Below are 22,839 nucleotides of genomic sequence, written 5' to 3'. Positions count from 1 at the left end.
TAAGACCATCGCCATCCGCCCCCTCACTGATCCGAAGTGGACTAGTGGCTAGGCAAACTCCATAGAGGCTACCCCTTTGATCGCGCCTTGAGGACTCTTGCGCGCGTTGAGTGCTTCTTAAGCGACTTCAAATATTTGTCTTGATGCTCGGTCGTCACTTTCTGGTCGAATGTGCGATTCGCCATGCGTGCGCTTGCAAAAAACTTTCGTCGATCGTCCGACGGCAAGTCATCGTGGAACGATTCCAAGATGATGTCTCTGATCACTAAGCCGCGTCGAAGCGCCCGATGCCCCAATTTGGTCAACTCCAGCTTATGCTTCTTGAAGACCTCGCTCCGTTCCACGACAACAAGTCCTTTTGTCTCAAGGCTCCGAATTGTCGTGACTAGGCTGCTGGGCGTAACACCGATTGTTCGTGCGATTTGCGCTTGTGTGCATTCAGTTCGTGATTCAACGCTTTTGGCAATCTCTGTGAGCACCTGCAATCCAGTGATCGTCAAACGCGGCGATGATTTTTTGAGCGCCCCGTCAAATGCGCCGTAGAGTCGATTGCAAAACAGCAACAACTCATCGAAGGCGGGGTAGGGGATATCGTTGCGAATTGCCATGAGATGACCGTGGCGCATTGTTGGATATCCAACATTTGACCATTTTTTAGAGCCCGAAGCTTTCCTCCAGCAGCCGAGGCATTCCGCCGAAGCGCTAACGAGAGGAAGCACAGCTATGCATGTTTATGGCAACACTGCCCGCGCGACGCGCATCTTGAAGGCCCGCGCCATGGGTGCCTCGGCCGTCGCAGCAGCGGAACACGAGGTGACGATTACCTTGGTGGGGCCGGTGGTTATGGCCCACGACGTCTCGGTGCGTCGCGACTGTTACCCGCAGTACGGCTACATGACGCCGTTTGAGGCAACTGAGGAACTGGCCCGCCAGCTCCAGCAGGGCGTTGCCTGGTTCGCAACCAACGAAGGCATCAAGAGCCCGACCAAGGCGACTTACAGCCCGTTGTACGCCACGCCGACCATGGGTTTCGACGTGTGGCGCCTGCGTCAGGTGCTTGACGAACTTGGCGTTTCCTACTGGTTCTTCGTGCAGCACGCGATGCAGTTCTGGGCCCAGAAAAAGGTGGCACGCAAGCGCGTGCCCCGCCCAATGCAGCTCTGCACCCCCACTGTGATCGACTTCGTGATGACTCGCTGGACTGATCCCCAGTTCCGCTTCGCCACGCCCATCTTTGATGACTGGGACCAGCGCTTCAAGGTCGAACGTTACGTGGGAGACCTCGTCCAGACTGCCGCCCGCAAGCTGATTGATCAGCGCCTCGACGATGCTATCGCCCTCGGCTACAACCCTGCGCATGCGCTGGCGCCGTTCGTGGGCAAGGTGCTGACCAAGGCGGAAGCCATCCACCGTTACGGCGAGTCCTTGGTTGAAGAAGCGGCGGCGTACACCCCCGCCGACGAAGTGGGCGACCTGGGCCCCGTGTAAGCACCCACATGCCTGACTGAATCGAGCGGGAAGGCGTGTCCTTCCCGCTCAATCCATCGAACAAATGCAATTGGCCTATGCGTAGGCCAAGGGAGGAGTGTTGCCATGAAGAAAGAAAATCAACGCGGTGGCTCGAAGAATGCCAAGGGGGAAAAGGCAAAACAGTCGGGCAAACGGACGAAGCGAGCGCGAAAGAACACTGTAGGAACTGGCCGGAATAAAGCAAAGCATCCGGCGCTGCGGGCCGAGGCAATAGAGCGTGTAAGCAAGTTTCAGACGATTTGCGACATTGAGGACGACAACGAGCGTCTTATCGCAAAGCGCCTGTTCGAGCGCACCTACGTGAACAGTGAATTGCGCAATAACGAGCCAAGCCTACAAGCCACCTGTTGGGTCGCGTACCGCTACATGGACTCCATTGAGCGTACGAAGGCGTTCGCACAGGAATACATCGCGGCGTATCGCCGTGCGCACACCCACATTGATCCTGAAGCCGCCCCCCGCAAGCGTCCAGTTCAACCCAAATTGTTTGAGAACAGCCGTGATGTGATTACCAACTTGTACAAGGCGCGGCAGGAGGCAGATCGTCGTGGCATGCCGTATGACTTGTTCTTGGACATCCTGATGCATGGCAAGGTTGTCAATGACAAGCACAAGCAGCCACCATTGCCAAATCAACTGCTTTCTCGCAAGCATTCGATGGCGCGTCTCACGTCACATCCTACGCGAGATGAAATTTCCGCCCGGTTGTTCTTGCGTAGCTGGGATCGGCGGTTTTTCGCGGTGCGGTCCGAAGATGATCCAGTGCAGGCGGCGGCGATCGAGGAGCTGCGGGCAGACGTGTTGCGCGCGGATGATCCGGCAGGCCGTCTTGCGAAGTACTTGTCCGTCCCTGGACTAATTGACGAAGTGCGCGCCCGCGTCCTGTTTGAGGGCGAAGTTGTCGACGCCGCCGTGGTCCGTGCAACGAAGACGCGACGACCGGCCCATGATTACGACCCGGCCGATTTTAGGCCGGCTTGCTTCGGGCACCGTATCATCGCCAAGGACTCACCTTGCCGGGACTGTCCAGTAACCCGCGCGTGCAAGGCGTTCCGAGCTCGCGTCACAGGCCGTTCGATCAGTGCGACGGGTAGTGGCGATCCACTCGTGGCGAGGCAGCGCACGCAGGAGCGAGATCGGAAGCGGAAGCAGCGAGGGAGGGAGCATGTTGATCCGGCTGGGGGCACTGGCTGACGGGGATGTCACGCTTCCCTTAAAAGCTAAATCAAAAGCTTAAAGAACTTCTGCTTTGCAGAAGATTCTTTTAATTACGCCGAAACAGAAAACGCCAGTTGACATTGCACGTGGACCTGCGGGGCGGTCGGGCCTTCGGCCCACCCACCCCTACGGCCCACGTGTGGCGCCTTCGGCGCCAGGTTTTTATTCCGCAGGGTTTCAGGGAATCACGGACTTTAAGACCCCAGGCAACCACTACGGTGTCGCTTCAGGTCCCGGATTACCCACATCGTGCCTTCGGCACACTGGGCACATCCGGCAAGCGCCAGGATTGCGTCCGTATAAAGCGTTTTCGCTGTGACGCGTCATACCTGGCGCACGCTGCATTAGTGACCGAAAACCACCGTCGGAACTACGCGCCAAACCGCACGAATCGCGCTACAGCGAGTGCCGGGTATCCAGGGGCCCCCAGGTAGCGTGTTGACTCTTGTTCGCATCAGATCGCTTGCCGTTGCGGACTAGATATAAAGTATCCGGAAGTGCGAAGGGGTGGGGCTGATGCTGTCGGAATTGATCGAAGCGAACGGGAATTTGCTGGTGCCGCTGGCGCTGCTTGTGGCGATAGCCACATTGGCCAAGGGCATTTTCGGATTGCATCGATCGAGAAGCGCCGACCGAAAAGATTTCCTTGAACTGTGGCGAGGGGATCATCCAGACGACCTCTGGTTGGAGGTAGCCGTTAGACATCTGGTAGGCGAGTACATGCCAGCTCCGATCATCCGGATGCTCTGGGCGGGGCCGCAGGCTGGTCGCGCGCTAATGGAGGTCGCCGAGTGCTGGCCTCTGTTTGAGTTTGATCCGGCTACAAACGGGGTTCGCTGGCGCAGCACCCGGTACTCGACAAGTCGAAAGCGTTTTTGGTGGCGGGCTACGTATTGGGCTGCCTACTTGATCTCGATGGGTATAGCGTTGTTGCTCGCATTGCCTTTGATCGGTGAACGTGGCGCTGGGGCAAGCTTGGTGCCGTGGGTGTTCGTGCTGGCGGGGGCAGTCGTGGGGTTGAGCTGCGCGTACCAGGCCGACCGCCTCGCGACCGCATCTAAGTCAGGCCCGAAGTGGCTTGCGCTTCCATAGTTCAACGGCAGCATTCAGGGCTTCACCAATCGCGTCAGGAACCATTCCTAGCGCGCGAGAGCTGCTGGGGTAGCTGTTGTGCTAGAGAATGCGCCAGGAAGCGATTGGTTGGTCCGAACTGGATGCGGATTATCCGCGCTTGTTTGGCGCGCCTTGCTTGGCTAGTTGTGCAATCGCTTCCCGCTTACCCATGCCACGCAAGGCAGCAAGGGCAGCTACCTGCGACGGACGAGGAATCGTAGTGCCATCTTCCCAGTTGTAAACGGACTGTCCCGACACCCCGGCGAGTCGACCGTAATCCCCGGCAGATAACCCAAGCTTGGCGCGGTGCGACTTCAAGCCTTTGGTGGAAAAACGAACCTTTGTCGTTTCAGCCGATTCCGAGGGGGTTGCTCGCTTGCTGGATCGAGTCGCAGCAGCCAACTGACGCTGGAGGTCCGTGACCTGGCGCTTCAAGGCAGCGATGTCCCGCCTGTATGAAGCGCCCGACTTACGCAGAGCATCGGTCTGGGCCTTGACTTCTTTGCGGGCGAGGCGGGTGATCTCGGACTTAAGCAAAGTGGCGATGTTGGGCATGTATGGAGTTCATTGCGGGGGCCGCCGATAGTAGCCTGTTGACCATGCCATAAGAACCGGTCAAATCGCCCAGGCGAACACATGGAATACACATCGAAACCTCGGTCTGGTCGTCCACGATTTGGACGCAATTTAGGGGGCAGTTAGCACGGCCGAGTAGGGGGTCAACAACCTATGGAGCACTAGCCCATTGCTCCCTGAACTTTAGCGAGGCTTCGGGCGATGATCCCTGCCGCACTTTCCGCGCGTCCCTCCCACAGCGCTCCAAGGAAGGCAAACTAGCTGGGGGACTGCGTTGGCTCATGAGTAGAGCTGCATGCGCCGGAGGCCCCCGCGAGGCGGCGTAGCTGGCCGTGGGATGACTGGGTCAGGCCCTCTTCTCGGAAAATGACCATCGCCCTATGCCGAGAGCGCCAGAAGACAGACGGGACGCCTCCCGAGCGCGGTTGCGTCCCCGGACCTAACGAATTTAATGCAAGAGTCATTTCGGAAACTTCGGGAACGGCATCGGAACCTTTCGTCATTTATCCTGCACGTCTTGGGGGAGGCAATAGATACGTGGAGGGCGGCAATCCCCCACAGGTGTAGATCCGACCACTTTGGGGAGCGCACCTAGCACCCATTCACCAGAATTTACGGCTCGGGCTAATTCCTGGCCAATCGTTACGTTAAGCAGGAACCACGGTATGACTAGTACCCAACAACGCGCCGCTCTACAACGCCAGATATGGCAAATCGCCAACGATGTCCGCGGCGCCGTCGATGGCTGGGATTTTAAGCAGTACGTGCTCGGCACCCTGTTCTACCGCTTCATCAGCGAGAACTTCGCCAGCTACATCGAAGGCGGCGACGACAGCATCCGCTACACCGAGCTGGCCGACAGCGTCATCACTCCCGAGATCAAGGATGACGCCATCAAGACCAAGGGCTATTTCATCTACCCCAGCCAACTGTTTGCCAATGTGGCCGCCCGCGCCCACGGCAACGAGAAGTTGAACACCGACCTGGCCGCCATCTTTGTCGCCATCGAAAGCTCCGCCAACGGCTACCCCTCCGAGCACGACATCAAGGGGCTGTTCGCCGATTTCGACACCACCAGCAACCGTCTGGGCACTACCGTCAAGGACAAGAACGCCCGCCTAGCCGCCGTGCTCAAGGGCGTGGCCGGGTTGGATTTCGGCCATTTCGACGCCGCCCACATCGACCTGTTCGGCGATGCCTACGAATTCCTCATCTCCAACTACGCCGCCAATGCCGGCAAGTCCGGCGGCGAGTTCTTCACACCGCAGCATGTGTCCAAGCTGATCGCCAGGTTGGCCATGCACAAGCAGACCAGCGTCAACAAAATTTACGACCCGGCCTGCGGTTCCGGCTCGCTGCTGCTGCAAGCCAAGAAGCATTTTGATGCTCACGTGATCGAGGACGGGTTCTTCGGCCAGGAGATCAACCACACCACTTACAACCTGGCGCGGATGAACTTGTTTCTGCATAACATCAACTACGACAAGTTCGACATCCAGCTGGGCAATACCCTAACCGACCCGTATTTCGGCGGCGACAAGCCCTTCGATGCCATTGTCTCCAACCCGCCGTACTCGGTTAAGTGGAAAGGCAGCGATGACCCCACCCTGATCAACGACGAACGCTTTTCGCCGGCCGGCGTGCTGGCGCCGAAGTCCAAGGCCGACTTCGCCTTCGTCCTGCACGCGCTCAGCTACCTCTCCGCCAAGGGTCGCGCATCCATCGTTTGCTTCCCCGGCATCTTCTATCGCAGTGGCGCCGAGCAGAAGATCCGCCAGTATCTGGTGGACAACAACTATGTGGAAACGGTGATTTCGCTGGCGCCCAACCTGTTCTACGGCACCACTATTGCCGTCAACATCCTGGTTCTGGCGAAGAACAAGACCGACACTCGCACCCAGTTTATCGACGCAAGCAGGCTATTCGATAAGAAGACCAACAATAATGAACTTTCCGAGATGCACATCGAACAGATCATGCAGGTATTCGACAGCAAGGCTGATGTGCAGCACTTTGCCAAGTCGGTGGACCTAGAGGTGCTATCAGGCAATAGCTACAACTTGTCGGTAAGCAGTTACGTGGAAACGCCGGAAACCCGGGAGGTGGTGAACATCGCTGCGCTCAATGCTTCCCTTAGGGCGACCGTCGCCCGTATCGATGACGTGCGCAAGGAGATTGATGTCATCGTTGCAGAGATAGAGAATGCAAAGCGAGAGGTAGCACGATGAGCCTGGAGAAGTGGCTGGCTCAAGATGAAGTGGAGTGGCGGGAGCTGGGCGAAATCGGAGACTTTGTTAGAGGCAAGAGATTTGTAAAGAGTGATATCCGAACAGCCGGAGTTCCCTGCATACACTACGGTGAGCTATACACGCACTATGGAATTTCGGCTACGGAATCGAAGTCATTTCTCGACGCCGATCTGGCCGAGAATCTGCGGTGCGCAAGCCATGGCGATGTCATTATCGTTTCCGCTGGCGAAACGATCGAAGATATCGGTGATGGAACGGCCTGGCTCGGCGAGGGAGATGTTGTAATTCACGATGCATGTTTTGCATATAAGAGCGATCTGAACCCCGTATATGTTTCGCACTTCCTAAGATCCACATCCTTCAAGGACCAGATAAGAAGGCACATCTCCTCGGGGAAAATATCTTCAATCAACTCGAAGGGATTGGGTAAGGCGAAAATACCAGTCCCATATCCAGCCAATCTGCAAAAGTCATTGGCATTTCAGGCCGAAATTGTCCGCATATTAAGCGCCTTCAATGAGTTGACCGATGAGCTCGTCGCCAAGTTGGCAACCGAGCTGGTCTCCCGGAAGAATCAACACGAGTACTACCGCGACCACTTGTTGAGTTTTGAAGGGAGTGGGGTGGAGTGGAAGGCGATTGGCGAAGTATTTGATTTGAAAAATGGCTACACCCCGTCCAAATCAAAGGCCGAGTACTGGACTAACGGAGAAATCCCTTGGTTTAGAATGGAAGATATTCGTACGAATGGCAGGGTCCTTAAAGAATCAATCCAAAAAGTTTCTGCATCATCCGTAAAGGGGCAATTGATTCCCGCCAATTCTCTAATAATGTCTACGACGGCAACTATTGGAGAGCACGCTCTTGTCGGGATACCTTTTTTGACCAATCAACAAATAACTAGCTTCACTATTTCCAGTGCTTACAGTGAAAAAGTCGATGTGAAATTCATGTTTCACTATTTCTATAAGTTTGGAAAATGGTGCTTGGAAAAAGCAAATAAAAATGGAGGGATGGGAATCATTGGAACGGCAAAGCTAAAGCAGTTCCAGATCCCCATTCCTTTGCCGGAGGAGCAGGCACGTATCGTTGCGATCCTCGACAAGTTCGACGCCCTCGCCAACTCCATGAGTGAAGACCTGCCGCGCGAGATCGAGCTGCGCCAGAAGCAGTACGCGTATTACCGCGATCTACTGCTGAGCTTCTCCAAGCCGGAAGCGGTAGGTGCATGACGTGGGCAAGACGTTGACCGAGATTGCCCAGCAGCTGAAAGACGTTGACAAGAAGGTGCAGCTGATCTATGCCTTTAACGGCTCGGGAAAAACGCGCCTTTCCCGAGAGTTCAAACAGCTAATTGCACCCAAGCCAGACGTTAATGGTGGCGACGAAGTTGAGCTGTCGCGCCACAAGATCCTTTACTACAACGCCCTTACCGAAGACCTGTTCTACTGGGATAACGACCTGGAGCTGGATGCCGAGCCAATACTGAAGATCCAGCCTAACTCTTTTACGGACTGGGTATTGAAGGATCAGGGTCAGGACCAGAACATCATCGCCACCTTTCATCGCTATACCAGCGACAAGCTGACACCGCGGTTCAACGAAGAACGCAAGGACGAAAGTACGGGGGAAGTTGTCGCCAAAGCCTTCTCGGAAGTCACCTTTTCTCTGGAGCGCGGTGATGACGAGCGCACCGGGAATCTCAAAATCTCCAAGGGTGAAGAGAGCAGTTTCATCTGGAGCATTTTCTTCAGGCTTATCGAGCAGGTAATTGGCGTCCTGAACGTGCCAGAGCCCAGCAACCGAGAAACCGACGAGTTCGATCGGTTGGAATATGTGTTCATCGACGATCCGGTCAGCTCATTGGATGACAACCACCTGATCGAACTTGCTGTCAACCTCGCAGGACTGATCAAGAGCAGCGAGTCCCACAAGCTCAGATTTGTAATTACCACTCACAGCCCACTCTTCTACAACGTACTCCACAACGAACTTGGCCTGAGTGCCAATGGCAAGAAGGAAGGCTGCTACCTACTGGAGCGATTCGAGGACGGCAGCTTTAACCTGAATGTCAAATATGGTGACTCTAATCGGAGCTTCTCCTACCACCTTCATCTAAAGAAGGCTCTCGAGCAGGCGATCGCCGCCGATGAGGTCGAGCGCTACCACTTCACTCTGCTGCGCAACCTGTACGAGAAGACGGCCAGTTTTCTCGGGCATCAGAGGTGGTCGGAACTCCTGCCTGACGACCGGCAGACCTATTTCAATCGCATCATCCAATACACCAGCCATAGCACCCTCTCCAATGAGACGGTTGCCGAGCCCACACCGCCGGAAAAGCAGACGGTCAAATTTCTGCTTGATCACCTGATCAACACCTACGGCTACCTCCAGCAACGGGACGTTCCAAATGGCTGACTACCTGACGCCCATTGCCGAATCGAACAGCTTCATTGTCCTGGACAAGTACAGCCGTGAATGGCAGGTCGCGGAGAGCTACCAGAGCGAGGACGCGCTGGAGCGCGAGTTCATCCACGACCTGGCCGCCCAGGGCTATGAGTTCCTGCCGGGCCTGAACACGCCCGAGGCCCTGCTGGCAAATGTGCGCGTGCAGCTGCAGGCGCTCAACGCCGTGCAGTTCTCGGATGGCGAGTGGCTGCGCTTCGTGGAAACCTACCTAGACAAGCCCAGCGACGGCATCGTTGAGAAGACCCGCAAGCTCCAAGACGACTACATCCACGACTTCGTGTTCGACGATGGGCGCATCCAGAACATCTACCTGCTGGACAAGAAGCACATCACCCGCAACAAGCTGCAGGTGATCAAGCAGTTCGAGCAGACGGGCAGCCACGCCAACCGCTATGACGTGACTGTGCTGGTCAATGGCTTGCCACTGGTGCAGGTGGAGCTAAAGAAGCGCGGCGTAGCGATCCGCGAGGCTTTCAACCAACTCCACCGCTACAGCAAGGAAAGCTTCAACAGCGAGCAGTCTCTGTACAAGTACTTACAGCTGTTCGTGATCTCCAATGGTACCGACAGCCGCTATTTCGCCAATACCACGCGGCGTGACAAGCACAGTTTCGACTTCACCATCAACTGGGCGAAGGCGGACAACGGCCTGATCAAGGACCTGAAGGACTTCACTGCCACCTTCTTCCAGAAGCACACCCTGCTCAATGTGCTGCTGCACTACTCGGTGTTCGATGTCAGCAACACCCTTCTGGTGATGCGGCCCTACCAGATCGCCGCCACCGAACGCATCCTATGGAAGATCAAGAGCGCCCATGAGGCCAAGGGCTGGAGCAAGCCTGAGGGCGGCGGATACATCTGGCACACCACCGGCAGTGGCAAGACCCTGACCAGCTTCAAGGCGGCGCGCCTGGCCACCGAGCTGGACTTCATCGACAAGGTGTTCTTCGTGGTGGACCGCAAGGATCTGGATTACCAGACCATGAAGGAATACCAGCGCTTCTCGCCGGACAGCGTGAACGGCTCGGACTCGACCGCCGGCCTCAAGCGCAACCTGGAAAAAGACGACAACAAGATCATCGTCACCACCATCCAGAAGCTCAACAATCTGATGAAGAGTGAGGGCGACTTGCCCATCTACCAAAAGCAGGTCGTTTTCATTTTCGACGAGTGTCACCGCAGCCAGTTTGGCGAGGCGCAGAAGAACCTGAAGAAGAAGTTCAAGAGATTCTATCAGTTCGGCTTCACCGGCACTCCGATTTTCCCGCAGAACGCCCTGGGCGCGGAGACCACCGCCAGCGTGTTTGGCCGTGAGCTGCATTCCTACGTGATCACCGATGCCATCCGTGATGAGAAGGTGCTCAAGTTCAAGGTGGACTACAACGATGTGCGCCCGCAGTTCAAGGCCATAGAACAAGAGCAGGACGAAAAGAAGCTTAGCGCCGCCGAGAACAGGCAGGCGCTGCTGCACCCCGACCGCATCCGTGAGATCAGTCACTACATCCTGAAACACTTCCGGCAGAGGACGCACCGGCTGCAGCACGGCGCTAGAGGTTTCAACGCCATGTTCGCGGTGAGCAGTGTGGACGCGGCCAAGCTGTATTACGAGGCGTTCAAAACGCTACAGAAGGACAGCGACAAGCCGCTGAAAGTGGCCACCATCTTCTCGTTTGCCGCCAACGAGGAGCAGGACGCCATTGGCGAGATTCAGGACGAGAGCTTCGATGTGTCGGCCATGAACAGCAGCGCCAAGGAGTTTCTGAGCGCGGCTATTGCCGACTACAACTCGCTGTTCAAGACCAACTTCAACGTGGACAGCAACGGCTTCCAGAACTACTACCGCGACCTGGCCAAGCAAGTGAAAGCCAAGGAAATCGACCTGGTGATCGTGGTGGGCATGTTCCTGACTGGCTTCGATGCGCCCACGCTCAACACCTTGTTCGTGGACAAGAACCTGCGCTACCACGGCTTGATCCAGGCGTACTCGCGCACAAACCGCATTTTTGACGCCACCAAGACTTTCGGCAACATCGTCACTTTCCGAGACCTGGAACAGGCGACTGTCGACGCCATCACCCTGTTCGGCGACAAGAACACCAAGAACGTGGTGCTGGAAAAGAGCTACAAGGAGTACATGGAAGGCTTCACCGATGTGATGACCGGCGAGGCGAGGCGTGGCTTCGTGGAAGTGGTGGGGGAGCTGGAGCAGCGCTTCCCCGACCCCGCCACCATCGAGATGGAAGCTGACAAAAAAGCTTTCGTGAAGCTGTTTGGCGAATACCTGCGCGTGGAGAACGTGCTGCAGAACTACGATGAGTTTGCAAGCTTGAAAGCCTTGCAGGACGTCGACTTGAGCGACCCAGCGGCCGTGGAAGCCTTCAATGCCAAGTACTATCTGAATGACGAGGACCTCGCGGCGTTGCAGGCGGTCAAGCTGCCAGCCGAGCGTAAGCTCCAGGACTACCGTTCGACCTACAACGACATCCGCGACTGGCTGCGAAAGGAAAAGGCCGCCACCGAGAAGGAGCAATCCACCATCGACTGGGACGATGTGGTGTTCGAGGTCGACCTACTCAAGTCGCAGGAGATCAACCTGGACTACATCCTGGAGCTGATCTTCGAGCACAACAAGAAGAACCGGAGCAAGGCCGACATGGTGGACGAAGTGCGCCGGGTTATCCGCGGCAGCCTGGGCCACCGCGCCAAGGAAAGCTTGCTGGTGGATTTCATCAACCAGACCGACCTGGACCGGATCGGCGACAAGGCCAGCGTAATTGAGGCCTTCTTCACCTTTGCCCAAGCGGAGCAGAAGCGCGAGGCGCAGAAGCTGATCGCCACCGAAGGGCTGAATGCGGAGGCGGCCAGGCGCTATATCGCCAACTCACTCAAGCGGGAATTTGCTAGCGAGAACGGCACCGAGCTCAACGCGATTCTGCCCAAGATGAGTCCGCTGAACCCGCAATACCTAACCAAGAAACAGAGCGTGTTCCGGGTGATCGCTGCCTTCGTTGAGAAGTTCAAAGGTGTTGGCGGCCAGATCTGACGTGTAGGTGGGGGAAGCCCGCCGAGCGTAAGCACCGGCCCTAGTCTGCCGAATTCTGCGCATTTGGACACTTCACCACGTAGAAGAACTCGCGACTGGAGGCGTCTTCTCCTTCTGGGGCGCGAGCGCGCGCGAGACGCGCGCTCGGCACGGGACCTCGCGGTGGAACTTCAACGTCGCACAACGAAGTTGGGGTGCGGACTCTCCTCGGAAGCGATGCATCCGCAATTGAGCTTATCGCCATCGTCGCAGACGCCTCGACCCGGAATGACTCGACTCGGGACCTCGCCTGATACTCCACGCGCCGTCCGCGTGTCTAGCGCACGCCAGCTTCGCACGTCGCTCCGGCCGTGCCTCACGGATCCGCCTCGCGCGAATACCGATCGAAAGATTCCGAACCGTTTCCGAAGTCCAGAAACGAAAAGGGCCGCTTGCGCGGCCCTCGTCGTAATCGCTTGATTTATTGGGCTTTCTAGTGGCGCCCCACGGAGATTCGAACCCCGGTCGCTACCGTGAAAAGGTGGGAAGGACGGTTGCCCCCAAGTGGCCCCGAAGCAAAGTGCGTGTAAGTTTTGCGACTGCCGCAGCTAAGTGATCAGGTGCCAGGTGCGAGTACCGAAGCGTCATCTTGATGTCCGAGTGTCCGAGCAGTTCACGCACGGTGTTGAGGTCAACGCCCGCCATAACAAGCTTGCTGGCGAAGTGATGTCGCAGATCATGGAACCGAAAGTTTTCTAGGCCTGCGGCGTGCGTCAACGCAGTCCAGGCCGTCTTGACGTCAGCAACACCGAATACGTCTGGGCCGTTGGAGCGTTTAGACCATGCTCGAAGAACGTTCGTCGCTTCCTCATTTAGCGGTATGTGACGCTGGCGAGCGCTTTTCGCGGTCTCGGCCCGAACTGTCAGGACGCGGGCTTCGAGGTCGATGTCTGACCAGCACAACGACAACAACTCGCCACGGCGCAGCCCGGTGTTCATTGCCAACAGAACCACGGCTGTCAGGTGGTCACCGAATCCAGCTGCCTCGAGCTCCGGTAGTAATCGCTTGCCACGCGCGATTCGCCATCCGTTTCCGGACTCGCGCGCTGCAATCATCGTCGCATCGCGGTCAGCAAGCGCCTTGCGCAACTTGCGTTCTTCGGCCTGATTGAGGAACCTGACAACTCGACGGGACTCAACAGGACGAAACGGGAAGCCGGAAATGGGCTTCACCACGTCGCATTTGACCACCTCGTTCATTGCTTTTGAGCGCGATTGGCACCGCAGTTGCTTGTGGCAAGCATTTCTTGCAGCAGCGCGATCTTGGGTCTCCAGTGACCACGGGTATCGACGACACCGAAAGTGCACTGATTTCTTCCATATCGCGGGTGCCGCGCTAAGCCTGTCCGATCCAAGAGATCGTCTCCGTTGGCGAGGATAGTGCGTTCGCCGGAGTGCTCGCTTGTGGACCGCAGGAAATTCGTGGGGTCTGGCCTTGCCGCATTCCTCCTTGGACCCTCGGCATGGACGGGGGCGTTATTCGCGCAGGTCCTCTCGCCTGCCGCGACCGATCGCACTTCGGCCTTACCTCCAAAAATCTTGTGCGGACTGCGCATGACGCTTAGGCGGGAAGACATTCCCGTTGATCGTCCCACGATCATTTGGGCGGACATCGTCACCCTAGAAGGCCGATTAGAAACGAAGGGACACAGCTTCGGGATTACTGCGCGTCAGCTCAATTTCGCTCAAAACGCGCTGATAGACACCAGCGGCCCGGAAGCGTCGCCATCTTTCCCTGCCGGCGATAAAGCCTCCTTGGGAATCAATCAAGGAGACAACGGTCGGAATGGCGACAACGGCGGTCAGGGTGCATATGCCGGAAGTGTGCTGCTAATCGCGGACACCATTCTTGGCGAGATTTCGGTCTTTGCGCCAGGTGGAGACGGAGGCGATGCGCAGAGCGGTGGTGATGGGGCGAAAGGCGCAACTGCGCCTCCACAACCTAAGAAATGCAGGCCCGGAATACAAGGCGGTGCAGGTGGACGTGGCGGCCTCGCTGGTAAGCCCGGTGACGGCGGGCCGGGTGCAAGAGTCCAGATCTACTCTTCCAGGAATGCGGATTCCACCCCTGAGTTCAACGTTGAAGGCGGCAAAGCAGGTGCCCAAGCGTCCCACGGAAATCCTGGCGAGGGCGGTGACGGCGGACGTGGTGGTGAGATTAGCTACACGCTTGAGCCGAGTTCGCGGAACTAGCCAAGGAGCCCAGTATGGCCAGAATCCCCGACTGTAAACCTCAGCCAGGCGGTCCCCGTGGACCAGCCGGGGAGCCCCGATTAGAGCCGATCGACAGCGCGATGGCTGGCATAGGCGGAACAGTCGAGCAGCATTCGCTTGCTGGCGCAGATTCATATCCGCACTTGCAAGCCCTGCCCCCGCTGCACTGGATAAACAGCTACTTGCATTCAGCGGAACTCGACTACGTGAACGCTGACGTGGCGCTGTGCGTTGAGAAGCTTGAGTGGGTTACAAGATTGCAAAGCTGGTGCACCTTGGTAAGTCCTGGCTATGCGGATTATGTGATCGATAAAGCGAGATCGATCGCGACGAATATTCTTGCGGGCCGTGATGTTTTTGGCCGAGATCAGACGTACGTCCCTCTGCTCTCTTATGATTTCTTGCGCGACCAGGTGCAGCGGCACATCGACAACTCCAGGGTGGTTGAAGGCGCTAGGGATTCACTTCGCTCAAGGCTCTCGGATCAGATATTGATCCGTTCAGAGGTAAACAAGACCATTGCGGCACTGGCTTCCGACTCGGAGATGGTCAAGTCGCGAATACAGCGCAACTTTGAGCTGTCTCGGGAAATGCTGCAGCAAATCGAGTCGCTTCGAGACGATCTGGATCGAGTCTGGCATCAGTTGGACGCCGCGTCTGAGAACTTCAAGGCTGCGCTGCGACGGAAAAGTGGCGGGTGTGGATTTAGTGACGCTCTAAGCTTCGCTGCCATGGTCGCTACTGTTGCTGCAACGGGCGGATCTGCGCTCGCTGTCACTGCTGCGGCGTCGACTTCACTTTCGAAATTGAAGGCGATGAAGTCAGCACCACCAAGTGCAACAGATTCGTGGTACCAGCCCATCGTCAATGACGTAAAAGAAATTGCGAAGATCGTTGAGCCTGCTGGAAAGTCCATCGAGGAGTTCAAGAAGAACTACGCAAAGGCAAAAGATGCAATCGACAAACTTGAAAATCCTGGAGTTGCGCAACCACAAGCAACGAAGGTGAGCACTGACTACATCAAGTTGGTAGCAAACAAGAGTACGTTTGATGTTGAAATAGACAAGTTCCGAGAAATGCCAGAAGCGCAGACATATAAGCGTCTGATGGACCTGTTTGTTGCAACTTCTGAAACCAGAAATAACAAGATCATCGAGCACGATAATATTGTGCGGGACATCTGGGCGGGGTGGGCTCAAATTCGAACGAATGTCGCAGACTCAGGTGCGCTATCGGCCTCGCTACAAACGGATTTTGAGTTGGAGGACGTGACGGCGGCATTAGACAGATCGCTTACTCAGTCAAAATGGAACTTGATACGTTCGTTGTCTTCCTTATCAAGAACATTGGAGTACATTAGTGGAAACGCAGCGTCCGCCGTTTACGACGATCACTCCGTAGGGGCCATCGCGGCGACGTTTGACATGATTGACGCGCAGTATTCGTCGACACTGGAATCGCTTGGCCAAGGAGCAGTTGAGGCCACCAATCTGAGCATCCTGCTAAAGGATTTGCTGCCAGCCGACTCAATCCAGCGTCTGATTGATGGGCAAGCGGTGATGTTTTCGATTCCGCTAGATCATCCGGTCTTTGCCGGGCGTTACGGAGTCACCGCTCGCAGAATTCGCGTTGTTGAGCTTCCCACCGGTGCCAACGATATGCGCGTCACCTTTCAACATGAAGGTCGCTCTATCATGCGGTTTCGGGACGGCAGCTTGCGACCGTTTACGCATCAGCAGGTGAGGGCAATCTATCAGCTAGATCACAAGGGCGCGGAGATTGATGTCGGAGAACTCGGAGAGAGAAGCGGTGCGTTTGTTGGAGTTAGCCCGTTTGGACCTTGGAAACTGCAGGTTAACGGACCAGAGAAATCGCGGCGTGCGGTCACCCAGAGTCGCGTGAGCTTCAATGTGCTGAGCAGGCCAACGCCGATCTAGGAAGCGATTGGCTTCGTAGCAGCAGCCAAGTCATCTTGCCCTAGTTTCTAGTGCTCTGGGGCGATGTGCTTTGATGCCCCAAATACTCGCGAGCTCGCGCAGGATCTTCAGTTGTTCGAACGCCGCCCGTTAGCTCGAGAACAAGGCAGCACGCTGCAAGAGATCCGAGTTCTTAGCCCCCTTCGGGGCGACACCTAGGCTGGATAGTTACGGCTGATTTTTGCAACAGCCGCAGCCAAGTGATCGGGCGCGAGATGTGAATATCGCAAGGTCATCTTGATATCGGAGTGGCCCAGTAGCTCGCGCACGGTATTCAGGTCGACTCCGGCCATGACCAGCTTGCTGGCGAAGTGGTGTCGGAGGTCATGGAACCGAAAGTTCTCCAGGCCTGCGGACTCTATCAACGCAGTCCAAGCCGTCTTGACGTCAGCAACACCGAATACGTCTGGGCCGTTGGAGCGTTTAGACCATGCTCGAAGCACTTTCGTGGCTTCGGCATTCAGCGGTATGTGACGCTGGCGACCGCTTTTCGCGGTCTCGGCCCGAACTGTCAGCACGCGGGCTTCTAGGTCGATGTCAGACCAGCACAACGACAACAGCTCGCCACGGCGCAGCCCGGTGTTCATTGCCAACACAACGACGGGTGTGAGGTGATCGCCGAACCCACCAGCCCCGATATCTGGCAGGACTGACTTGCCACGCGCGACTCGCCAGCCATTTCCGGATTCGCGCGCTGCAACCATGGCTGCATCGCGATCCGCTAGCGTCTTACGCAGCTTGCGTTCTTCGGCCTGATTGAGGAAGCGAACAACGCGTCGCGATTCGACGGGGCGCAAATGGAGGTCCGAAAGTGGGCTTCGATCCAACATGCCCCACTTGACCGCCTTGTTCATCGCCGCCCGCAAGCAGGCGAGGTCCCGAGAAGCCGTTGCTCGGGATACGGCAGCGATCCTCTTTAGCCACCACTGATCAACCCACGCCGGGTCGATTTCCGACAGGTCACGCGGTAGGGCGTCAGCAAATGCGGCTTCGATCCGATCAACCCACTGTTGACCCCTGCGCAAATGTCCGACGGCCCAAGGGGCGTATCGATCGCTCAGAAAGCCAGCCAGTGAGCACCTGGCGCGGTCCTGCTTCGCAATGCTGGGTAACCCACGCTGGATGTGCTCGGCCATCGCCTGCGACGCGTGTGCGCGTGCCTGGCCGAGCGTCAGATGCCCCAGTGCCCCTAGGGTGCGTCGCTTGCCCCGGGTCCACTCGATGATCCAAGCCTTGTGCCCGGAGGGCTGGACCCGCAGGAGCAGGCCCCTGACCTGCGTGTCCCTGAGCTCGTAAGGGCGTTCTTGGGGCTGGGCCGACTGGATAAGACGCTTGGTGAGCTGTGCTCGCATGTGATCCCTCGTAAGTGCACGTGTAAGTGCACGCTAGGAAGGACCGCGAATCGGTGTTCGGATAAGGACCATCCGCATTAATGCTGCGGAACCACGGAAGTCCTTGAAAGAAAAAGGCCCGCGTGAGCGGGCCTTTCGAATCGTGGTGGAGCGGAGGAGGATCGAACTCCCGACCTTCGCATTGCGAACGCGACGCTCTCCCAGCTGAGCTACCGCCCCACGAAGTCGCGCAGTATACGGAGGCCTCGCAGGGCTGCCAAGCGGTGCGTGGCGATCCGCACCGCGAATCGGTGCCGATCCCCGTTCAGTTCGGGCCTGCGGCCAGCAACGGCTTGAGGCGCGCTTCCAGCTGTTGCCTGCGCCAGCCGGAGAGTGCGCCGGGCCAGTCGTGTCCGTCGAGCAGCGTTTCCAGCCAGCGGCGGGAGGCGAGGACGCCGTCGGGGAGGCCGAGTTCGCTGGCGACCTGCGCGGTCATGTCCTGCAATTTGCGCAGGGCCGCTTTGTCGCGCTCTTCGCTGCGCGGCGGCGGCGATTCGGCTTCGTCGGGCAGGGGCGTGGTCAGCGCGTTCCACAGGGCGTCGACCAGGCTGCGCGGGGATTTCGGGATCGCGTCGAGCTGGCGCTTGAGCGCGTCGCGGTCGATCGGCGGCGTGCGCGCGAGCGTTGTGGCCAGTTCGTTGTCGAGGATCCAACTGCGCGGGCGGTCGCTGCTGCGGGCGTAGGCGTCGCGCCAGCGGAGCAGGCGCAGCAAACGGTGCTGGCCCGGCGTGTCGAGGAATTGCGCGGCGCGCAGCGCCAGGTGCGGCCAGCGTTCGCCGGCTTCGTCGGCGCCTTGCGCGAGGCGGGCGCTGTCTTCGTCGAGCCATGCACGGCGGCCGAGGTCGTCGAGTTTGTCCGAGAGCGCGCGATACAGCGCATCGAGATGCACGACGTCGTCCGCGGCGTACTGCAGTTGCGCATCGCTGAGCGGGCGGCGCAGCCAATCGGAGCGTTGCTCGCCCTTCGCGAGCGTCACGCCCAGCATTTCCTGCACGAGGCGCTGATAGCCCATGCCGGCGCCGATGCCGGCGAGCCCCGCGGCGATCTGCGTATCGAACAACGGCGTCGGCGCCACGCCGCACGCACGCTTGAACGCGACGATGTCCTCCGACGCGCTGTGCATCACTTTCAGCACCGCCGGATCGGCGAGCATCGGGGCCAGCGCTGCGTTCATGCCGTCGCGGAGCGTATCCACCAGCAGGATCTGCGGATGGCCGTCCGCGTCGTCGAGGGCGATCTGCACCAGCGCCAGCTGCGGCCAGTAGGTGCGTTCGCGGATGAATTCGGTGTCCAGTCCGACGCGGGTGGGGCGGTGCGCCAGGCGTGCCGCGAGGTCGGTGGGGTCGGTGATCCAGTGATGCACGAGGTGTCTTGCGAAAAGGACAGGGCGCCAGACTAACCGGCCACCCGCGGCGAAGCCACGGTTGCCCTGGACAGCGGCCATGGCCCACCATCGTCGTGTCACGGCCCCACGGACGTTCATGACGCCTCCACGGACCCGCTCGCCCCGATTGCTTGCCTTCGCGTGTGTCCTCGCGCTCGCCGCCTGCGACGGCAAGCGCGTGGGCGACGCGGACACGCCCGAAGCGCAGCGCAATCCGCTGGTGACCATCACGGGCGAAGAAGCGGTGGTCGTCCCGGCATGGCAACCGCCGCCGGTGATGATCGAACCCGGAGAGGAATCGACGGTGCTCGCCGAAGCGAACACGGCGCTCGGGGAAGGACGCCTGTTCGGCGGTCCGCGCGACGCCGTGCCGCTGCTGCTCGAATTGTTGGCCCGCCAACCGGGCGATGCCGACATCCAGCGGGCGCACGCGCGCGCCATCGCATTGCTGATCGTCGCGGGCGACGCCGCGCTGGCCCGCATGGACAACGATCCGAACGGCCTCGTGCGCGCGCACGAAGTCGGCGAAGTGGGGCGCACGGCCGCGCCGGCGGATGCGGGCATGGTCGCGTATCTCTCGCGCGTGGATCGCGCCGATCAATCCGTGCAGCTCGATCACCGCGGCGAACGCGAACTGCAATCCGGCCGCCTGGGCGAAGCGCCCGGCGATCGCGGCGCGCTGGATTATTTCCGCGAAGCGCTTGAACGCCGCCCCGGCGACGCACGCGCCTCGCAAGGCATCGCCGCGGTGGAAAGCGCGCTGATCCGCCGCGCGGAAGACCGCGCGGCGCAGAACGATTTCGACGGCGCCGAGCAACAATTGAAACTCGCCGAGCGCGTGCGGCCCCGCATGACGACGGTCGACGACGCGCGCCGCCGCATCGCCACGCAGCGCCGCGCCGGTGTCGACGCACTGCGCGACAAGGGCATGGCCGTGCTCATGCGCGAGAACGGCTTGCCCGAAGCGCGGCGCACGTTGTCGGAAATGCTGCGAATCGCGCCGCCCGGCGATCCGGCCGCGACGGAATTGCGCACGCGCATCGACCAGGTCGCGCACTACGGCCTGTTCCGTCCGGGGCAGGTGTTCACCGACGCATTGCAGAGCGGCGCGCGCGGGCCGCAGATGGTCGTCGTGCCGCACGGCGGCTTCCGCATGGGCGCGCGGGAGGGCGAGACCGATGCGAACAAGTCCGAACGTCCGTTGCATTACGTGCGCTTCGACCGCGGCTTCGCCATGGCGCGCACCGAAACCACCGTCGGCGAATTCCGCCGGTTCGTGCAGGCCACCAACTACAAGCCGCGTGCGGTGCGTCGCGGGCATTCGATCGTGTACGACGAACGCAGCGGCACGCTCGTGCGCCGCAGCAACATCGATTGGCGGCACGATTACGTCGGCCAGCTCGCCTCCGACGCGATGCCGGTGCTGCACGTGAGCGCACGCGACGCGGAGGCGTACGCGCACTGGCTGTCGCAGCAGACCGGCGAACGCTATGCGTTGCCGAGCGAGGCGCAGTTCGAATACACCGAGCGCGCCGGCAGCGAAGGCAGTCTGGCGTGGCCCGGGACGATACCGCCGCGCTTCGCGGGCAACATCACCGGAATGGGCGATGTCTCGCCGACGGGGCGGCGCTGGCGGAACGCCTTCCTCGGCTATTCCGACGGGTACTGGGGGCCCGCGCCGACGGGGCGCTACCCGCCCAATGCATTCGGTCTTCACGACCTGAGCGGCAACGTCAGCGAGTGGGTCGCCGACTGCTGGCACGTCGGGTACCGGCGCGCCCCCGCTGACGGGCAGCCGTGGGTCAATCCCGGTTGCCGCCAGCGCGTGATCCGCGGCGGTTCGTGGGTGAGCGCACCGGCGCAGGTGCGGTCGGCCTGGCGTTTGTCGACGGATGGCGACACCACCAATGCGCGGCTCGGCTTCCGCCTCGTGCGGGAACTGTAGGGCGCGGTCCACTCGCAAGGAGCATCGCGATGAACATGCAGTACGGGAACCAGCAAGGCCGGCGCGGCATGGGATTCGGCGGCATCCGCTGGTGGGTGCTGCTGTTGTTCGCCGGTTACGCGGCGTATTACTGGTTTTCCAATCGCGTCGACGATCCGCTGACCGGCGAGAAAGTGCTCATCGACCAGAGCATCACGCCAGACGACGAAAAGGCGCTCGGCCTGCAGGCCTGGAACGAGTTGCAGCAGACCGAGCAGATCGTCCCGCCGAGCGATCCGAATGCGCGCGCGGTAAAGGAGATTGCCGCGCGGCTGATCGCGAAGATCCCGCAGGTCTCCGACGCGCTCGCCGCCGAACACGGCATGCAGGCGCCGCACATCGAGAAGACCTTCGATTGGGACGTCAACCTGATCCAGTCCGAACAGGTCAACGCGTTCTGCCTGCCGGGCGGGAAGATGGCGGTGTACACCGGGCTGATTCCCGTCGCGCAGAACAACAACGCGATGGCGGTGGTGATGGGCCACGAAATCACGCACGCCTTGCTGCGCCACGGCGCGCAGCGCATGTCGGAACAGAAACTCGCGCAGATGGGCCAGATGGCCGGCGCGATGAGCGGCATGGACCAGCAGCAGATGCAGGCGGTGATGGCCGTGTACGGCTATGGCCGCGCGCTGCCGTATGCGCGCAAGCAGGAAACGCAGGCCGACGAGATGGGCCTGATGCTCGCCGCGGCGGCGTGTTTCGACCCGCAGGAAGCGATCCCGTTGTGGGAGCGCATGGGCCAGGCGAGCGGCGGGCAGGCGCCGCCGGAATTTTCCAGCACGCACCCGAACCCGGGCACGCGCATCCAGAACCTCCAGGCGTTGATGCCGAAGGCGATGGAGTACAGGAAGAAGTTCTGCGAGACGGCGCAGTAAGCGCCGTCGCGCGAATCAGAAGCTCATGAACAGGCCGCCGTTCACCGGGATGTTGGCGCCGGTGATGAAGCCTGCTTCGTCGTTCGTCAGGAATTCCACGGTCCGCGCGATTTCGCTCGGCTTGCCGAGGCGGCCGACGGGCACGCTGGCGACGATCTTGGTGCGCACGTCTTCCGGCACCGCCATGACCATCGCGGTTTCGCAGTAGCCCGGCGAAACGCTGTTGACGGTGACGCCCTTGCGCGCGACTTCGCGCGCCAGCGCCATCGTGAAGCCGTGCATGCCGGCCTTGGCGGCGGAGTAGTTCGTCTGGCCGACCTGGCCGGTCTGCCCGTTGACCGAGCTGATGTTGACCACGCGTCCGAAGCCGCGCGTCGTCATGCTGTCCACCACGTGGCGGCACATGTTGAATACGCCGTCGAGGTTGATGTTCATCACCGACTCCCAGTCGGTGCGCTCCATCTTGCGCAGGGTCGTGTCGCGCGTGATGCCGGCGGCGTTGACGAGGATGTCGATCGGGCCGCGTTCGGCCTCGACCTTGCGGACGAGGGCGCCGCAGGCATCGAAGTCGCCGACGTTGCCGGATTCGAAATGCACGTCGAGGCCGTCGACGTCCTGGCGGAACTGGGCGATGCGCTCCTCGCGCGCGCCGAGGTCGGCGGCGACGACGGTGCGGCCGGCGAGGGCCAGGGTCTTGCAGATCTCGGTACCGAGACCACCGATGCCGCCGGTCACGACGGCCACGCGCTTGCTCATGGGAATTCCGATTGGTGCG

The 22,839-nt window shown here is 59.5% G+C and carries 17 protein-coding genes and 1 tRNA gene; 11 read left to right on the top strand and 7 right to left on the bottom strand.

Going from position 1 to position 22,839, the window contains the following annotated elements:
- Positions 1 to 68: 68 nt before the first annotated feature.
- Positions 69 to 608, bottom strand: coding sequence for a MarR family winged helix-turn-helix transcriptional regulator (locus LF41_RS16630; RefSeq protein WP_161786909.1), 540 nt, complete (start codon positions 606 to 608; stop codon positions 69 to 71).
- 115 nt (positions 609 to 723) lie between these two features.
- Here LF41_RS16630 and LF41_RS03145 point away from each other — a divergent pair, with 115 nt between their 5' ends.
- From LF41_RS03145 to LF41_RS03140, 3 genes are all read left to right on the top strand, one after another.
- The gene (locus tag LF41_RS03145; RefSeq protein ID WP_036165450.1) at positions 724 to 1,488 is read left to right on the top strand and encodes a hypothetical protein; all 765 of its coding nucleotides are present in this window, start codon (positions 724 to 726) and stop codon (positions 1,486 to 1,488) included.
- Between the two features lie 105 nt (positions 1,489 to 1,593).
- Positions 1,594 to 2,724, top strand: a complete 1,131-nt coding sequence (locus tag LF41_RS16625; RefSeq protein WP_152599862.1) for a hypothetical protein — start codon at positions 1,594 to 1,596, stop codon at positions 2,722 to 2,724.
- Between the two features lie 540 nt (positions 2,725 to 3,264).
- The gene (locus LF41_RS03140; RefSeq protein ID WP_036165447.1) at positions 3,265 to 3,840 is read left to right on the top strand and encodes a hypothetical protein; all 576 of its coding nucleotides are present in this window, start codon (positions 3,265 to 3,267) and stop codon (positions 3,838 to 3,840) included.
- Positions 3,841 to 3,969: 129 nt separating this feature from the next.
- Here the strand turns inward: LF41_RS03140 and LF41_RS16395 are convergent, their stop codons facing one another.
- Positions 3,970 to 4,416: a helix-turn-helix domain-containing protein gene (locus LF41_RS16395; RefSeq protein ID WP_084073273.1), complete on the bottom strand. Its 447-nt coding sequence runs from the start codon at positions 4,414 to 4,416 to the stop codon at positions 3,970 to 3,972.
- A 686-nt stretch (positions 4,417 to 5,102) separates the two neighbouring features.
- Here LF41_RS16395 and LF41_RS03135 point away from each other — a divergent pair.
- Genes LF41_RS03135 through LF41_RS03120 form a run of 4 tightly spaced genes read left to right on the top strand, consistent with a single transcriptional unit; the run spans position 5,103 to position 12,198 of the window.
- On the top strand, positions 5,103 to 6,665 hold the full coding sequence (locus LF41_RS03135; protein ID WP_036165444.1) for a type I restriction-modification system subunit M: 1,563 nt from the start codon (positions 5,103 to 5,105) through the stop codon (positions 6,663 to 6,665).
- Positions 6,662 to 7,918, top strand: a complete 1,257-nt coding sequence (locus LF41_RS16390) for a restriction endonuclease subunit S (protein WP_084073271.1) — start codon at positions 6,662 to 6,664, stop codon at positions 7,916 to 7,918. Before LF41_RS03135 ends, LF41_RS16390 begins: the two co-directional genes overlap by 4 nt.
- 1 nt (position 7,919) lies before the next feature.
- Positions 7,920 to 9,104: an AAA family ATPase gene (locus tag LF41_RS03125; RefSeq protein ID WP_036165441.1), complete on the top strand. Its 1,185-nt coding sequence runs from the start codon at positions 7,920 to 7,922 to the stop codon at positions 9,102 to 9,104.
- Entirely contained in the window at positions 9,097 to 12,198 is a 3,102-nt protein-coding gene (locus LF41_RS03120) for a type I restriction endonuclease subunit R (RefSeq protein ID WP_036165439.1), read from the top strand. The genes LF41_RS03125 and LF41_RS03120 overlap by 8 nt, the downstream gene beginning before the upstream one ends.
- A gap of 507 nt (positions 12,199 to 12,705) precedes the next feature.
- Here the strand turns inward: LF41_RS03120 and LF41_RS03115 are convergent.
- Positions 12,706 to 13,437: a tyrosine-type recombinase/integrase gene (locus LF41_RS03115; protein ID WP_052116076.1), complete on the bottom strand. Its 732-nt coding sequence runs from the start codon at positions 13,435 to 13,437 to the stop codon at positions 12,706 to 12,708.
- Positions 13,438 to 13,791: 354 nt separating this feature from the next.
- Between LF41_RS03115 and LF41_RS16620 the strand changes: the two genes are divergently transcribed.
- Together LF41_RS16620 and LF41_RS03110 are read left to right on the top strand one after the other, a co-directional pair.
- Entirely contained in the window at positions 13,792 to 14,430 is a 639-nt protein-coding gene (locus LF41_RS16620; RefSeq protein ID WP_152599861.1) for a hypothetical protein, read from the top strand.
- A gap of 14 nt (positions 14,431 to 14,444) precedes the next feature.
- On the top strand, positions 14,445 to 16,388 hold the full coding sequence (locus LF41_RS03110) for a hypothetical protein (protein ID WP_152599860.1): 1,944 nt from the start codon (positions 14,445 to 14,447) through the stop codon (positions 16,386 to 16,388).
- Between the two features lie 194 nt (positions 16,389 to 16,582).
- Here LF41_RS03110 and LF41_RS03105 read toward each other — a convergent pair whose 3' ends face one another.
- From LF41_RS03105 to rnd, 3 genes are all read right to left on the bottom strand, one after another.
- Positions 16,583 to 17,779: a tyrosine-type recombinase/integrase gene (locus LF41_RS03105; protein ID WP_036165436.1), complete on the bottom strand. Its 1,197-nt coding sequence runs from the start codon at positions 17,777 to 17,779 to the stop codon at positions 16,583 to 16,585.
- Positions 17,780 to 17,922: 143 nt separating this feature from the next.
- Positions 17,923 to 17,998, bottom strand: a tRNA-Ala gene (locus LF41_RS03100).
- 85 nt (positions 17,999 to 18,083) lie between these two features.
- On the bottom strand, positions 18,084 to 19,181 hold the full coding sequence (rnd, locus tag LF41_RS03095; protein WP_036165433.1) for a ribonuclease D: 1,098 nt from the start codon (positions 19,179 to 19,181) through the stop codon (positions 18,084 to 18,086).
- Between the two features lie 118 nt (positions 19,182 to 19,299).
- Between rnd and LF41_RS03090 the strand changes: the two genes are divergently transcribed.
- Both LF41_RS03090 and LF41_RS03085 read left to right on the top strand, forming a co-directional pair.
- Positions 19,300 to 21,147 (top strand): formylglycine-generating enzyme family protein, encoded by a 1,848-nt coding sequence (locus LF41_RS03090; RefSeq protein WP_084073269.1) that lies wholly within the window; start codon positions 19,300 to 19,302, stop codon positions 21,145 to 21,147.
- 29 nt (positions 21,148 to 21,176) lie between these two features.
- Entirely contained in the window at positions 21,177 to 22,064 is an 888-nt protein-coding gene (locus LF41_RS03085; protein ID WP_036165431.1) for a M48 family metallopeptidase, read from the top strand.
- Positions 22,065 to 22,079: 15 nt separating this feature from the next.
- Here LF41_RS03085 and phbB read toward each other — a convergent pair whose 3' ends face one another.
- Positions 22,080 to 22,820 carry an acetoacetyl-CoA reductase gene (phbB, locus tag LF41_RS03080; protein ID WP_036165429.1) on the bottom strand — a complete coding sequence of 247 codons (741 nt, stop codon included), beginning with the start codon at positions 22,818 to 22,820 and terminating at the stop codon, positions 22,080 to 22,082.
- Positions 22,821 to 22,839 lie beyond the last annotated feature (19 nt).

Source organism: Lysobacter dokdonensis DS-58, assembly GCF_000770795.1.
Taxonomy (GTDB): domain Bacteria; phylum Pseudomonadota; class Gammaproteobacteria; order Xanthomonadales; family Xanthomonadaceae; genus Noviluteimonas; species Noviluteimonas dokdonensis.
The sequence above is the reverse complement of the archived record's forward strand: the minus strand, read 5'-3'. Positions and strand labels throughout refer to the sequence as shown.

Bases quoted from the DNA above. Each gene is read 5' to 3' on its own strand.
- LF41_RS16630 (WP_161786909.1), bottom strand. From the start codon at position 608: ATGGCAATTCGCAACGATATCCCCTACCCCGCCTTCGATGAGTTGTTG.
- LF41_RS03145 (WP_036165450.1), top strand. From the start codon at position 724: ATGCATGTTTATGGCAACACTGCCCGCGCGACGCGCATCTTGAAGGCC.
- LF41_RS16625 (WP_152599862.1), top strand. From the start codon at position 1,594: ATGAAGAAAGAAAATCAACGCGGTGGCTCGAAGAATGCCAAGGGGGAA.
- LF41_RS03140 (WP_036165447.1), top strand. From the start codon at position 3,265: ATGCTGTCGGAATTGATCGAAGCGAACGGGAATTTGCTGGTGCCGCTG.
- LF41_RS16395 (WP_084073273.1), bottom strand. From the start codon at position 4,416: ATGCCCAACATCGCCACTTTGCTTAAGTCCGAGATCACCCGCCTCGCC.
- LF41_RS03135 (WP_036165444.1), top strand. From the start codon at position 5,103: ATGACTAGTACCCAACAACGCGCCGCTCTACAACGCCAGATATGGCAA.
- LF41_RS16390 (WP_084073271.1), top strand. From the start codon at position 6,662: ATGAGCCTGGAGAAGTGGCTGGCTCAAGATGAAGTGGAGTGGCGGGAG.
- LF41_RS03120 (WP_036165439.1), top strand. From the start codon at position 9,097: ATGGCTGACTACCTGACGCCCATTGCCGAATCGAACAGCTTCATTGTC.
- LF41_RS03115 (WP_052116076.1), bottom strand. From the start codon at position 13,437: ATGAACGAGGTGGTCAAATGCGACGTGGTGAAGCCCATTTCCGGCTTC.
- LF41_RS16620 (WP_152599861.1), top strand. From the start codon at position 13,792: ATGACGCTTAGGCGGGAAGACATTCCCGTTGATCGTCCCACGATCATT.
- LF41_RS03110 (WP_152599860.1), top strand. From the start codon at position 14,445: ATGGCCAGAATCCCCGACTGTAAACCTCAGCCAGGCGGTCCCCGTGGA.
- LF41_RS03105 (WP_036165436.1), bottom strand. From the start codon at position 17,779: ATGCGAGCACAGCTCACCAAGCGTCTTATCCAGTCGGCCCAGCCCCAA.
- LF41_RS03090 (WP_084073269.1), top strand. From the start codon at position 19,300: ATGACGCCTCCACGGACCCGCTCGCCCCGATTGCTTGCCTTCGCGTGT.
- LF41_RS03085 (WP_036165431.1), top strand. From the start codon at position 21,177: ATGAACATGCAGTACGGGAACCAGCAAGGCCGGCGCGGCATGGGATTC.
- phbB (WP_036165429.1), bottom strand. From the start codon at position 22,820: ATGAGCAAGCGCGTGGCCGTCGTGACCGGCGGCATCGGTGGTCTCGGT.